Origin of the sequence: Emticicia agri (assembly GCF_004168285.1) — a bacterium.
In the GTDB taxonomy this organism is placed as follows: Bacteria; Bacteroidota; Bacteroidia; order Cytophagales; family Spirosomataceae; genus Emticicia; species Emticicia agri.
The window spans coordinates 73,577-88,661 of sequence record NZ_SEWF01000024.1 but is presented as its reverse complement, the minus strand read 5'-3'; the positions used below and the strand labels follow the sequence as shown (position 1 = coordinate 88,661).

At 39.5% G+C, this 15,085-nt stretch carries 8 protein-coding genes; 4 read left to right on the top strand and 4 right to left on the bottom strand.

What is annotated here, in order from left to right:
• Positions 1 to 65 precede the first annotated feature (65 nt).
• Both moaD and EWM59_RS16520 read left to right on the top strand, forming a co-directional pair.
• Positions 66 to 308 carry a molybdopterin converting factor subunit 1 gene (gene moaD, locus EWM59_RS16525; RefSeq protein WP_130022336.1) on the top strand — a complete coding sequence of 81 codons (243 nt, stop codon included), beginning with the start codon at positions 66 to 68 and terminating at the stop codon, positions 306 to 308.
• Positions 309 to 325: 17 nt separating this feature from the next.
• Complete coding sequence (locus EWM59_RS16520) at positions 326 to 742, top strand: molybdenum cofactor biosynthesis protein MoaE (RefSeq protein WP_130022335.1); 417 nt, start codon at positions 326 to 328, stop codon at positions 740 to 742.
• 9 nt (positions 743 to 751) lie between these two features.
• On the opposite strand, the gene EWM59_RS16515 is transcribed toward EWM59_RS16520, so the two are convergent.
• Genes EWM59_RS16515 through EWM59_RS16505 form a run of 3 tightly spaced genes read right to left on the bottom strand, consistent with a single transcriptional unit; the run spans position 752 to position 3,697 of the window.
• Positions 752 to 1,309 (bottom strand): NTP transferase domain-containing protein, encoded by a 558-nt coding sequence (locus EWM59_RS16515; RefSeq protein WP_130022334.1) that lies wholly within the window; start codon positions 1,307 to 1,309, stop codon positions 752 to 754.
• Complete coding sequence (gene moaC / locus EWM59_RS16510; protein WP_130022333.1) at positions 1,306 to 1,788, bottom strand: cyclic pyranopterin monophosphate synthase MoaC; 483 nt, start codon at positions 1,786 to 1,788, stop codon at positions 1,306 to 1,308. The genes EWM59_RS16515 and moaC overlap by 4 nt, the downstream gene beginning before the upstream one ends.
• Positions 1,789 to 1,798: 10 nt before the next feature.
• Entirely contained in the window at positions 1,799 to 3,697 is a 1,899-nt protein-coding gene (locus EWM59_RS16505) for a RecQ family ATP-dependent DNA helicase (RefSeq protein ID WP_130022332.1), read from the bottom strand.
• A gap of 292 nt (positions 3,698 to 3,989) precedes the next feature.
• Here EWM59_RS16505 and EWM59_RS16500 point away from each other — a divergent pair, with 292 nt between their 5' ends.
• Both EWM59_RS16500 and EWM59_RS16495 read left to right on the top strand, forming a co-directional pair.
• Positions 3,990 to 6,674: a T9SS type A sorting domain-containing protein gene (locus EWM59_RS16500; RefSeq protein WP_165372197.1), complete on the top strand. Its 2,685-nt coding sequence runs from the start codon at positions 3,990 to 3,992 to the stop codon at positions 6,672 to 6,674.
• A gap of 286 nt (positions 6,675 to 6,960) precedes the next feature.
• Positions 6,961 to 8,265 carry a D-alanyl-D-alanine carboxypeptidase/D-alanyl-D-alanine-endopeptidase gene (locus EWM59_RS16495; RefSeq protein WP_130022330.1) on the top strand — a complete coding sequence of 435 codons (1,305 nt, stop codon included), beginning with the start codon at positions 6,961 to 6,963 and terminating at the stop codon, positions 8,263 to 8,265.
• A 351-nt stretch (positions 8,266 to 8,616) separates the two neighbouring features.
• Here EWM59_RS16495 and EWM59_RS16490 read toward each other — a convergent pair whose 3' ends face one another.
• The gene (locus EWM59_RS16490; RefSeq protein ID WP_130022329.1) at positions 8,617 to 14,586 is read right to left on the bottom strand and encodes a 3-coathanger stack domain-containing protein; all 5,970 of its coding nucleotides are present in this window, start codon (positions 14,584 to 14,586) and stop codon (positions 8,617 to 8,619) included.
• Positions 14,587 to 15,085 lie beyond the last annotated feature (499 nt).

Sequence of the window (15,085 nt, the reverse complement as noted above, 5' to 3'; positions counted from 1 at the left end):
CTATTTTACTGAAAGCAATTCAATCAATGTTTTTAGTGTTATAATAGAAAATATCCATTGAAAAAATGAATTTAAAAGTATTATGTTTCGGTATTACAAGAGACATTATCGGTCAGTTTGAATATAGGCTTTCCCTGCCGACAGAAGCAACCGTAGCTGATTTGAAAAATCAGCTTTCAATGCAATTTCCTAAGTTTGCTACTTTAAAATCGTTGCGTATTGCCTTGAATGAAGAATATGCAGAAGATACGATGACGTTGAAAGAAAATGATGAAATAGTACTGATTCCACCTGTGAGTGGAGGTTAAAAAATCTGATGCCAAGTATGATAGATATTCAGCTTTTACATACCCCACTTTCTGAACAGGCTTGTCTCGATTTTGTGAAAACCGACGATACCGGAGGAATTGTGGTTTTTGTAGGAACCGTACGCAACCAGACCAAAGGAAAAGCTGTAGTAAGGCTTGATTTTGAGGCCTATGAGCCAATGGCTATTTCAGAAATGCGGAAAATAGCCGTACAGGCTGTTGAGCAATTCTCTCTCAAAAAAATTTCGGTTCACCATCGGGTAGGAACTTTGGCTATTGGTGAAGTACCGGTAGTGATTGCGGTTTCATCAGCACATCGGAAAGCCGCTTTTGATGCCTGTGAGCTTGTAATTGATACCCTGAAAGAAACAGTACCCATCTGGAAAAAAGAGATTTTTGAAGATGGAGAGGTATGGGTATCGGCTACGCCTTAATAGTACTAACTATGCTTTAAGATTGATTTTAAAATCGTTAAATTCTGCCTTTGTATTCACATTCTTCAAAAAGCCTTTGTCTTCGATGTGTATCAACTGCACATCATTGTTTTGCAGAAATATCTTAGGGCTTTTATGGCCTGCCTTTATAAAGTCCCTCATCAGAGGGTATGTTTTGGGCTCATAAATAGTAATCAAAGGTTCAGGTGCATTGATTTCGGGGTTATAAAAGGCCGTTGCCATTTTTCCCGGATTCCGATGCCTGACTAATATTTCGAGGGCTTCTTCAGATACCAAAGGCATATCACAGGCTAATACCAGCCATGCCGTTTCAGGATTGTACTCAAATGCAGACAGAACGCCACTCGCAGGGCCGTTGGCAAGAGTATCAATAATGACATTTTCAGATAGCCCTTGTTCTTGTCTGGAAGAAAAATAGACGTCTGAACAAAACTTGCTTAACAGTTGAAACAGGTATTCTCTTTGGGAGAGTCCATGATAATTAAGCAGGCTTTTATCTGTTCCCATACGTGAGCTTTTACCCCCAATCAGAATCAGTCCGTTCATTCGGTATCTAATTTAAAATCTCTTTTACCTCCGGTTTTTTCAATTAAACGGGTTTCTTTAATGACAATATTGTGCGAAAAAGCCTTACACATATCATATACTGTCAAGGCCGCAATGCTTGCTCCGGTCAGTGCTTCCATTTCTACGCCTGTTTTGCCTGTAAGCGAAGCAGTACACTCTATTACTACTTCTTTTTTCTCATTCAGCATAATCGTAAGCTGGCAGTTTTCAAGCCCTAAAGGATGGCATAGGGGTATTAAGTCTCCTGTGCGTTTAGCGGCCATTACTCCGGCAATAATAGCTGTCTGAAACACCGGCCCTTTTTTGGTATGAATTTCGTCGTTCTGTAGCTTTTCGAGTATGGCTTCATCTAAAACCACAACGCTTCGGGCTTTGGCAAGGCGTCTGGTAATGCTTTTTTCGCTTACATCAACCATTGATGGATTGCCCGAGGCATCTATATGAGTAAATTCTGACATATATTTCTTTTTATTTCTTCTGTAAAACCCCTAACTCGCTATACCATATTTCTTCATTTTCAATCATTTTTCTGATTACTTCCGTCACAAAGTCTTTATTACTAAAGAAATGATAATCTACTACATGAATGATATTGGCAGGCAGAATCTCCAGTATTTTTTGTCTGTACCTGGCATAAATATCAAGAGGTACTTCCCGTTTTTTTTGTTTCAGACAATTGTCGCATATACCGCAGGTAGCTTCGGTGTATTCATCGAAGTATTGCTGTAAAAACTGCATCCGGCACCTTCTTTCCTCTTGGGCAAACTGTACAACGGCATCAACCCTTTCAGTATCTTTTGTTTTTCTCCGATGATATTCAGCCCTGTCAATGGCTAAATAATTAGCATCTTGTCGGGCAGTCAGAAAAGTGAGCTGAGGTTTGCTTTTTTGTTTCTGGTAAGTAGCTATTCCTGCTTCATGCAGGTATTCAAGCATTTTTTCTACCTCTGCACTTTGTGCAAAGAAATTGCGGGCTATGGCACTCTCTGCAATGGTTGTGAATTCGGTAAACAATTGACCGCCATACATCCGTAGCAGTATTTTGGTAAACTTATCATAATTGGCATTTTTAATCTGAAAATTATATAAGCCATGATTGTCTATTTTAAAAACCAACTTGGAGGGACTGAAAAACGAATCGCTTAGTTGTATGAGTCCCTCATCTTCTAATTTTTTCAGGGCATTGTGGGTATCATTGGCTATTAAACCAAAAGTGCCGATAAATTCCTGAAAGTCGAAATCATAGCTTTCAAAGTTTTCTGCGCCTACGGCCAGTTTAAAATAATTGGCTAATGCCTGATACACTCGTTTCAGGTTCTCTATAGGGGGATATTTCTGCTCTATCTGTTTATAAATATCCGTCAGGTCAGATTTAAAGTAGAGCAGTATCGCATAAGATTTTAACCCATCTCTTCCGGCTCGCCCGGATTCCTGATAATAAGCTTCGAGGTTTTCGGGCAAATCAAGGTGTACAACTACTCTTACATCGGGTTTGTCTATGCCCATGCCAAAGGCATTGGTAGCTACTATTACCCTCACCTGATTTTTAATCCATGCTTCCTGTTTTTTAAAGCGGTCGCTCATGGCCAATCCGGCATGATAAAACTCAGCACTTATTCTGTTACGATTCAGCCAGTCGGCAATCTCTTTGGTTCTTCTGCGGCTTCTTACATATACAATGGCAGAACCTTGTACTTTCTGAAGAATCTCAAACAATTTTCGTTCTTTGCTTTCTTCGCAAAAGGCTGAGTAAGAAATATTGTGCCGGGCAAAACTCTGCTGGAATATTTTAGTGTTGCGTAAGCCTAATTTTTGCTGAATATCCTGCTTTACATCTTTGGTAGCTGTGGCCGTAAGGGCAATCATAGGGGCATTAGGTGCAAATTTTCTGAAATCAGGAATTTTCAGATAAGGTGGCCGGAAATCATACCCCCATTGCGAGATGCAGTGTGCTTCGTCAATAGCTAATAAACATACTTTCATCCGTTTTGTACGCTCCTGCATAATTTCTGTCAGCAGGCGTTCAGGAGAAACATAAAGAAACTTATAGTCGCCATAAACAAAATTATCAAGGGTATAATCAATTTCAGTGCGGTGCATGCCCGAATAAATAGCTGCAGCTTTAATTCCTCTTCTTTTTAATTGCTCTACCTGGTCTTTCATCAGAGCAATGAGTGGCGTAATCACAATGCACACTCCCTCCATTTGTAAGGCAGGTACCTGAAAACAAACAGATTTCCCCCCGCCCGTCGGCAGAATCGCCAGCGTATCATTTCCGGCCAGTACAGAATTAATAATTTCGTCCTGCAAAGGTCGGAAAGAATCATATTTCCAATATTTTAATAATATTTCTTTTGATGCTTGCATCGTTCAAAACCCGGTTTCCGTCTATAATGCAAAGATAAGATTTCGGTTTGTTAATCCGATATTTTGCTTTAAGCAGGCAGTAATTAGTTTTAAGAAAAAGATAAAACCGGGGCTTTTTAGAAATTGAGCCGATAAATAATACTTATGGGATTATTTCTAATATTCGCTCCATAAAAGCGTTATTATATTCGTTAGAATTTCTACCTTGTATAAAAATTCAAAACAACCTTTACCCATTGAATTACGTATTTTTTTTAGACCCTGCAAAAATCAGGAAATGAAGTTAAAGATTATGAGAAAAATTTACCTATCTGGCATACTATCTCTCTTGGTAATGTCAGCAATTGCCCAGAAAACTGTTAAACCACGCCATGAAGAGCTTGCGAAGACAAACCCTAATAAAATTGAATTTATGAAGGGGAAGATGATTGTGTGTCCGGGCAATTATGTTGATGCAAACACTTATATTCCTCCTGCCAAAGAAGTAGAAGATGCGCTGAAAGGGAAATATGTGCGCTCTACTGCCAAAGCTACTTTTATCGTAAACTACAGTGGCTTTTCGCCTGCTGCTCAGAAAGCCTTTCAATTAGCAGTTGATATATGGTCTAATCTTATCAGTTCGCCAGTGCCTATTCGTATTGATGCTATCTGGCACCCGATTGATAGTGGTAATAATGAGGGTACTATTTTAGGACAGGCAAGCCCGGGTGATTTTACACGCAATTTCCCCGGACAACAGAGGGTCAGTACGTGGTATCCGATTGCATTAGCTGAGAAAATAGCCGGGCAAGAACTGAACTCAGTTAATGAGCCTGATATTGTAGCAGAGTTTAACAGTTCTGCTCCGTGGTATTTAGGTACCAGCACACCAGGCCGTAATGAGTTCGATTTTGCCTCTGTTGTTTTGCATGAGCTGTGCCACGGTTTAGGTTTTACTTCCTCATTGCGTTCTACTCAGACCTCAACTACTGCGGCATGGGGGTATGAAACAGGTTCACCTTTTATATTCGACCAGTTTGTAGAAAATGCCACAGGTCAGCTATTAATTGATACCGGTAATTTCCCTAATCCGTCTGCAGCATTGCGTCAACAATTAGTTGGTAATAATTTATTTTTCAACAGCCCTGTTTCTGAGGCTAAGGGTGAGGAGAAACCCCGTTTATATGCGCCTTTTACTTATCAGGCAGGGTCGAGCACTTCGCACGTTGATGATAATACCTACACTTCAGGCAATCCTAATTCACTGATGACATCATCAGCAAGTTTAAGAGAGGTGATTCGTGACCCCGGCCCGTTAGTAAAAAATATGTTTGCCGATATGGGCTGGAAAGGTACGTCGGTTATACATACCCCTATCAAGAATATTGAAACTGCTGTAAAAACTGTAACAGTGAAGGCTACTATTACGAGTGATACCACCTTAGTAGCCGGTAGTGCCAAGGTATATTATAGCGAAAACGATACAATTACCAAAGCAAAATCAATAAACCTCACAAGAATTGGCACAACCAACGATTACACGGCTGTTATTCCCATTACTTCGGCAAGTTCAATCATCAGATACTATATTGTGGTAGAAGATAATTATAAGCGTAAGAATACTGTTCCTGCCGAAGCCCCTCTTGAAGGCTATTATGGTTTTCAGGTCGGAGAGCAAGACGTTTCTTCTCCTTTTGTTACCAGTCTTCCGTTGACTTTCGTTCCATCAAATTCTAAACCCGATATTTTTCTGAATGCCGAAGATGATTTTGATCATGGCATTGATACGGTATATGTAGAATACATGGTAAACGGACAAGCAAAAACGCCTGTGGGTATAAAGAAGTATAATCCGGCTACAGACGACAAAGCTTATTCGCAAGGCAGAAATGATATTTATGCTTATTTAGGAAAAGGTGTTTTTGGTGATTTGAAAAAAGGCGACCACGTTTTATACCGCATTGTAGCCGTTGATAATTCGAAGAATAAAAATACCACTGTGTTGCCTTCAAACCTGAAAACCCCGGGTACTAATGTGGACCTTACACCAGACTATTTTGAGTTTGCGGTAGTAGATTTGGTTACACAAGCACCTATTGCGCAGTATAGTACAGATTTTAATACCCCTAACGAAGATTTTGCTGGTATAGGCGGCTGGAGTATTACACAACCCTCAGGTTTTGATGATGGTGCCTTACATTCGGCTCACCCTTATAAAAATGGAGGAGACGAAAACCTGGAGTATAATGCCATTTCTTTGCTACTGAAACCTATTGAAATAAAAATGGAGGCAGATTCGGCTAATATAACTTTTGATGAAATTGTATTAGTAGAACCGGGTGAAACCGGGTCTGCTTTTGGAGATGGTGATTTCTATGACTATGTAGTAGTGGAAGGCTCGTATGATGGTGGCGCGTCCTGGATACCGTTTGAAGATGGCTACGATGCAAGCAGTGATAATCAATGGAAGCAAACCTTTAACAGTACAACAGCAGGAACGGCTATTGGCGCTAATGGACAGCCTTTTCCTACGGTTGACTCAAAAGGGGTAGGTACCAAAGCACTATTCCGCCCAAGAACTATCAGAATGTTGATTACTGATAATTTTGTGGGAGGAGATGTGGTATTGATTCGTTTCCGTTTATTCTCTGACCAGTTGACTCATGGCTGGGGTTGGGCTATTGATAACCTGAAAATTCAGTACCCATTGCCACCGCCGGTATTGTCCGTAGAACCGGGTTTAGAAAAATTAGTTACCTTATCGCCGAATCCATCACCTGATGAGATTCAAATCAGTACTTCGCTGGCTAGACCGGGCCGTGTGAAAATGGAGGTATTTGGGGCAAATGGTAAAAAGGTAATGGACAGAGAGTTTATTACAGAAATAAACACATTCAACCAGAAAATTGATGTAAGCAACCTGAATGCAGGTACTTATCTGGTTCGCTTACATACCGAGAATGGTTCAGTAGTAAAAAGATTTGTGGTAAACAGATAATACACAATCATTGTTATAAACAGAAGAGCCTTCCTATTTGGGGAGGCTCTTCTGTTTATTGGGGGTTAGAATAGAAAATTAATGACCTGATTGATAAAAAAATGAAGGTTTATAGAAATCTATGGGTTGTATTGAATAGTTCTGTTAATCCGAGAGAACAGAACAAGCGAAGATGATTTCAGATAGATACCCGAAATCGGGAAAGTTTAAATAATTTCAAGAAATAGGCTTTATTAATCGTTGCAATCATTTAATCTTGATGTAAATTCGCAAAAAAATAAAAAGTATGCAGAAAATCATTGTCCTGACCTTATTAGCTTTTGCTGGAATTTCTTGTACAACCTCACAGAAATTATCGAACAAAAAACCTTATGCCAGACTATTGGATACTTCGCAGGTATTTGCGCAGAATTTTACCGGAATGGCTATTTATGACGTAGACCAAAAGAAAACCCTTTTTGAAAGAAATGCGGATAGATATTTTACACCTGCTTCTAACACCAAGTTGTTTACCTACTATGCCTGTATTAAAACACTGGGTGATTCGATTCCAGCATTACGCTATGTTATCAAAGATGATTCGTTGATTTTCTGGGGGACAGGCGACCCCACGCTTTTTCATCATGATTTAAAAAACACCAGCGCATTTGATTTTCTGAAAAGCTATAAGCGAAGTAAATTATTCTTTTTTGCTGATGGTAACTTTACGAACACTGCTATGGGTGAAGGCTGGGCATGGGACGATTTCAATGATTATTATTCAGCCGAAATATCACCTATGCCAATGTATGGAAACATTGTCAGAGTAAGTATTGATAAAGGAGAATTCTCGCCGCAACCGGGTATTTTTGAGAATAGCTTTTATAAAAAAGATGAAGGAACTACCATTACCCGGGTTCAGACAGATAATCTGTTTTTATTGCCTAAATCGATGTTGACGAAGAATAATTATAAACAGGATATTCCGTATAAAACATCGATAGGCTTAACGCAGCAATTGTTGATTGACACACTCAGAAGAAACGTAAATCTCTTGCATATTCCTGTGTCGAAAGATGCCAAGACTATCTACAGTATGGCATCAGAAGATGTGTACCGGCTAATGATGCAGGAGAGCGATAATATGCTGGCTGAACACTTGTTACTACTTTGTGGGGCTAACTTAAAAGATTCGCTCAATTCTTCTTTCGTAATTAAATCAATTACTGAAAAATACTTACAGGATTTGCCCGATGCTCCTAAATGGGTAGATGGGTCAGGATTGTCAAGATATAATCTTTTTACGCCCCGTTCAATTGTAAAACTCTTAGAGAAACTTCGTGCAGACGTACCACAGCAAAAACTCTATTCTATTCTGCCTGTGGGTGGGCAATCCGGTACGCTAAAAAACGGCTATAAGAATACCGATAAACCCTTTATTTTTGCTAAAACAGGCTCTTTAAGCGGTGTTTATAACCTGAGTGGCTACCTAATTACAAAAAAAGGAAAAACCCTGATAGTGAGCTTTATGAACAATAATTTTAATCAGTCCACTACTAAGGTTCGTAAAGAAGTAGAAAAAATACTCACCTGGATTTATGAGAATCAGTAGTTATTTTATTTCTGCAAAGTATTCTTTGGCAAAGACACGAAAGTAAATCCAGGCAGGTATTTTGTCGAAATAAGGTTGCAGGAGTTTGTAACAAAAGCAGCATACGCATAAACAAGGACGCAACTAATGATATGAAAATTTAACATTGGCTAAAGTTCATTTCGTTTCAGGATATTTCATAATAATCATACACTTAGGTAAAATTTATGCAATGCAGTTGTCAGAAATTTAGCCTGAAATGGTTTTGTCGAAATAAGTAAATATAAGGAGGCTTATAATTAGAAATAAGATAGTTTCTATTAATAGTTAAAGTAAACGAGGAATCCCGCATTGAGATTCCTCGTTTATTTTTTACTTGGTAACTGTTATCTTCTGATACGTTTTCTTATCTTTAGTAATCATTTGTATAAAATAATCACCTTTTGTAAGGGTTGCCGTTTCAATTTCGGCAGTATAAGTACCCCCTTTGTAGTGAGTATTATCTATGACTTTCAACACCTCGCCTGCAAACGCATTGTAAAGAGTTAATGTTACCTCTTCGTCTTTGTCTAAAGTAAACTGGAAATAGATTTTCTTGTCGCTCACCGCAGCCAGTACATTAGGTTCATAGCTGATAGAAGAAGTAACCTGAGTAGTAGGTGTACTTGCTTCGGTATTGAAAGAAGGGGTATTGTCAGTATCTGCCGTCAGGTCTGGTGTATCTTTTGTAGGGATACTATATCCTGATGACACTGGAGGACAACCTTCTATAATCGCTTTGAAAATTGCTCCTGCTTTTACCTCAAAACCAGGTTTCATTACCACCGATTTGGCTCCTTTCATCGTTACATTTGTTGGTGAAACTATTGTTCCATTAGATTCCAACAAAGATTTTTGATAAGTGCCTGCGGCTATTGATGTATTCCCATTGGTATTATTACTTACAGTATATACATTACCGCCATTCAAACAATCATCTGCATCATCATTCCGGATAATACCGGTCATGGTATAACTTGCTCCGATACCATAGTCTCCTCCTTCATTCACAGTAATAATAACAGTTTCGTCGCCTTCAAATTTCGTGTCACCAATCGGGTCAATCAGTAATCTGGCACTCTTCTGACCAGACAATATAGTAATAGTACCAAATGAGCCGTTAAACTGATTGGAAGTGATTTTTTTGCCATCAACACGAGAGGCCGGGAAAAACGAGGCTGTGTAATCAGTACCGGCACTGGCACTACCTGACACCGAATAGTTAATCAGAAAATCGTTTGGCGCAGCGGCTGGTAGATTGAAATAAAAATCTAAGGTTCCGTTGGCATTTTCTAACATAGAAATAGAAATACTTCCTGCATTGGTCAATACTCCTGACTGAACTGTAGGTATCGTATTATTGGAGTTCATCGAAAGTGCCTTGTTTCCTGTAGCCGCCACTGAAGTGCCAAGAATAAATTTCCATGAATCAGGCGTCGTTTTCACGTTGCCATACAAATCCTGAATATTCTGTAACGTTACCCTGATGCTATCTGATGTTGCACCCATAGAAGCCAGCGGTACAATCATGATTTTATTATCAAAGCACCCTAATTGTGCCGCAATAATTGCGTTTGTTTTCAGGTTTTTAATAGTCAGGTTATTATTATTCAAATTAGCACAGCCCAGAGTTTCATTGAATGTGGCTGAAATCTGGTCTCCTATTACATAATTGTCATCTGTGGGTTCTGGGCTTCCGAATAATTTAGGAGCCACTCTGTCAATAATACCTGTAATAGTTTGAGAGTACGTAACATTACTTGCACACAACAACTTTAACCGAACATTGTATTTCCCATCAATTATATTGCTTATATCCCAGTTTACCTGTGTTCCACTTGGGTCAGCAGATAATTGAGCTGCTGTTCTGGTAAAGGCAGTAGACCAGTTGCTTGTTCCCTCTTTCGAATACTCTAAAGACACACTCGTCAGGTTAGCTATTGTATAGTCTTTCATGATAACCGGAACAACATTGGTAATTACACTAAAATTGTTGTCTGGCGAAAACAAGGTTATATTACTGCAAGGGCTATTGAAAAACGCACTTAATGCTACTGATTTTTTAATAGAACCATCACAGGCATCACTAAGATTGAATTTGAGTCCGGTATAAGAATAAATATTTGAAGCACCTCTTTTTACTTTTACAACTACCTGCACACTGCCTAAATACCCGATAGTATAAGCCGTGTTACCCACTACAGGACTACCTCCGATTGTTACGACAGCCCCTGATGGGTTACTTGACTGGTCAAATGATAACAAATAAGTTCTTGATTCGCCACTCTGGCTGGTATTAGAAAGCAGAAGGGTAAATTCGGCTTCGCCTGCAGCCGGAATATTCGAGACAGAAGGTATCGCACATACTAATTGCATCTCATCACGTGGTTGTGTACCCTCCTCCCACGGACAACTTGAGGTACCGGCTACCAATTGAAACACAGGCGTATCATATACTGGGTCTTTTTTAATATCAATGGAAAAGTAATCGCCATTATCGCCATCGTCCAGAGAATACCCCGTTGTAGTTGACATAATAGTCGTATTAGTTGTGCTACCACCTGTTTCTACTTTCGAATTAATAATTACGCCTCCACTTAGCCCGCTACCCCCGATTTCCATACCTAATTCTGTCGCCAGTTCCTCATTCACTTCTAATCCAAACTCAATGGTACTGCTTTTGGTAGAAGTGGCAGTAGTGGTATTCCTTATTTCTCCTGCAGCACCATCAAACGATATATTTTTTTCGAAAGGGGCTCTTTTTTTGTTAATTGCATTGTTAGCCAAAGTTTGCTCCCATACCGATACCTGATTACTATATCTTGCTCTTTCAGGAGGCGTATTAGACGGATTATCTCTGAAAGCCCTGAGTGTAGGTATTACTGTTTTGACGATGTGATCTTCTGAATACACATATTCAGTAGCAAAACCATCCGGAGCAATAATAAAATCATCTTTGAGTGTTAATAGACATGAATTTTTATAAGTGAGTACATGGGTTTTTGAATAGAGAAGATTCATCGCAGAACCAATATATACATCTCCTTGTGCTCCTACCACATCTTCATTATTGGCGGTTGAAAATAGCTGGGTATTTGATATAGAAAGAATTGATTCACTACTGGTTACATTACGTGCACCCGTGTTTATAGACCCCTTAATACTTCCCCAGAACGCACTTTCTACTGTCAGACCGATGCCTGCTTCAAATTTTGTTCCTAATTTTACATCTACCCAGCCATTGGTATTATCAGTTTCTGACCTGAAAAACCGGATAGCCTGTTCGCTTGTCTTGTTGGCTTCCCAAAAACTATAGCTTAAATCGCCTTGTGGGTCGTGCAATATTTTAAGAGGTAATTCGGGAGATATGGTAGTGAATGTGCCAATATCTGATTTCAACCCTGTTACTACTACATTTTTATTGATGTCGGTAGCAGACCTTTTATATTTATCCGCATATTGCAGGTTAAAAGTTTTGAAATAGGGACACACAATGTTTGGTAGCCCGCCTTTTAGTTTTTTTGAAATAGTACCTGTAAGATTAGCAAAAATAAAATCCTGGTTGGTATCATCTTGCTGAATATTGGTATGTAAGTAAACCAGACTATCTTTTGCAGGGCAATTTTTGGCCGGTGCTCCCTGCCATACTTTGATAGTAAAGGCTGTGCTGTCATTCTGCGCCATTAATGAATAAGGCTTAGCCAATTGAGCTGGAGTACATACATTACCTGTCGGCGTACAAATGGTATTCAGACCAATCACTTCTAACACAGGGGCTCTTGGATATACCAGGTTCAGTATTTTGTCTTTTTCATCAATATCACGGGTAAGTGAGTCGTGAACTAACACCTTCTGATTCATGAAGTCTTTAACCGTTAGTGGATTCAGATCTGTACCACTTCCTCCCGGAATGAAAGATTCAAAACTAACCCTATATTTCCCGGCTGGCAGGGTAATAGAATAAGCACCGGAGGTAAGGTTTGTGGTAACTGTTTTAATGAGACAGCCTGTTACCGGATTTCCATTTATATCAGGTAAAATCTGACTGAATTTAAGCGTAGCCTGCCCGATATATTCATTACATCCGGCAAAGAAAGTTCCCGAAATCGTATGTGTAGTATTGTCTACAAAATTAACGTTCTCTGTCGACGGACTCTCTCCAACAGGCAATACCAGTTGGGCTGGGGTAAATGTATGATTTTTATACCTCGGTTTAATCGTGTAGTTACGTTGCTCATCCATCGAGAGCGCATAGGTACCGTCGGTAAGAGTTTTATTGCCTAAATAGGTATTATCAACCAAAAACTCAACATTGGCTGCAGGACATACGATTGGCGCCTGAACTGTCCCGCCCACACAAGTAGCACACTCTTGGGTAACTTTCCCTAAAACACTGAATACAGTCTTATCGACAAAATTGGCATCAGGCGGCACAGGCAATGTCTGGCTTACAGTTCTTGTCAGCGAAGTTTGCTCAAAAATATGTACACCTTTAGAGGGTGTTATTGTAAAATTGGCAGTAGCCCCGGAGCCAATAGCTGTTGAACCATAATAAACACCCGGAATGGCGTAAGTACCATCTGTTCCGGTAGTAGTGGTATAAGTCTTATTGGCTAATCCACCTGTAACAGCTGTGGTTCGTTTGGCTGAAATCGTTACATTATTAACCCCTGCCCCTGTTTTACTGGTAACACGGCCTTGGAGTACCCCATTCGGGTTGATAACTGTTATGGTTTGCTCATTAGAATAGACCGCTACCACCGTAGGGCAGGCATTGGTTGCTTTTCTTCTGAATTTTGTGGTGACAGTGAGTTCAGGTAAAGAGTAAGCCTGATTAGTTCCTGCAGGTGTGGCAGGCCCCCAACCACTACCCTCATCTTTTTCCCAACTAATAGTTATGCTTGGGATTCCACTGGCATCTGCCACAGAAGTCATTGTTCCGAGAGGTAGCTCACGGGGTGAGGGTATCATCGTGCTACCGCCAATAGTTCCGGCAGAAATAGTAGGCGTGTATCTGTTAAAAGTAACTACATTGCTTCCGGCCCCACTACCGCAATCCTGTGCTTCTCTCTGAAACTCAATTATTTCATTGTTTTCGATGCTACCCAGATTTGAGGCACTCACCCCATTCCCTGCCGCTGTATAATCAGCCCATGCACTCCAGTTTCCATTGTTAAAGGTTCTTCTTTTCCAGTAATAAATAATGTTTCCAAGCGTTGAAGTCGAATTGGCGGTGCTGTTGATGGCCGGAATGGTGGCATTCGGACAAAGAGAAAGGCTTTGACCATTATTCGTAGAAATAGCAATAGTTCCGGCTGTAACAGATATTCCTGACACCTGAAGTGTAAGTTTGAAATCTCCAAGAGCTGCCGCACTGTACCCTTCTACAATAACACCGTATAAGCCAGGGCATAAATCACTTTGCAAATATGATTTCTGATTGCCTCCATCATCATCATCTCCATCTACATAGCTGTTAAAAGAACCGTCTTCGTTTAATCTGACTAAATGTATATAGGTGTCAAAATTGGATTCGGAATAGACAGTAGAGAAGATAATTCTTTTAGCACTTGTAATCCTGAATTTATAAGTTACATCATTTCCTGGTTTGAAAGATAAAGCAGTCGCATCAGTCCATTGATTTTTATACCCTAAAGCCGTAGCAGCACCTGCTGGTACGCCCCTGTTGGTATTTATATGCGCATAGGTTGTATTTGATAAAGTACCAAAATCCAGGGCTGATGTTTTTTCGCCATTGGTAAAGCGCCAGGTAGATTTTATTCTTTCTAAGGTATTATTGGTTCCTCCGGCTATATCAGGATATGAATACCAGCTTGCCTGTGTATAATTAGTGGCAAATCTGTAACCCCATCCATACCCACGATTATCGTCGTCGCTATCCCAGTTACATTCACTTCCGGCATCATCTTCCCAGGAAAAAAAAGTATAATCAAATCGTCCATTTGTGCTACCATAGAGTGTACCGATATTATAATCAACCACCGGTCCCCAGCGGTTAGCATCGGTATGATCTACATAACAGGTTTTAGGCTGGTTACTTGCGCCTGAAGAAAGATCAAACAATATGGGCGCCTCACCAAAACCGTTATTTAAAGCAACTTTTGCAGTATGTGTTTGTTCTCCTGCTGTAGTTGGGTCTGTATCAATATATCCATACCCCTGAAGGTAGTGTATTTCTATGGTATAGCTGCCATTAATTACTTGTGCAATTGATTGCTTACTGTAGATAAATAAGAGTAGAATAGTGAATAATTTCAGAATTTCAGGTAAACGTGTTTTCATAGTATAGTTTTAAAATTTAACGCAAAAAATATAAAGGTATCCGCCACAAAAAGTAGCTTTTCATTCGTGGATGAGAAGAAATTTATTGTTGGTTTTCAGACAATACATTCCTTTCTATCAAGTATGAGAATACCTGCAATAGACTTGTGATAGATTTGGTCTGGTAATCAGTTCTGTTGATAATTACCTATAAACAGGTCTTCAAAAAACTTTAGGTAGAAATAAGCCTATCGCCATTTTCAAATGCTCAATAGTGTAGTTCACCTCTGTTTAAAAATAATAAATGGTTTCGGGACTTATACACTTCAAGGTTTTCGGATTGCTGACTTTTTGAGTTTAACATATCAAACAAAAAACCTTGTAAATTTATGTGGAGAATTAGGCATAAAGATAGGCTTAAAACCTAAGAAATGTAATTTTTTAGGACTAAAAAGCAGGTATTTTTGAAAATAAATTCAATATATAATCTATAAAACGATATGTGAGAAATAATTACCCC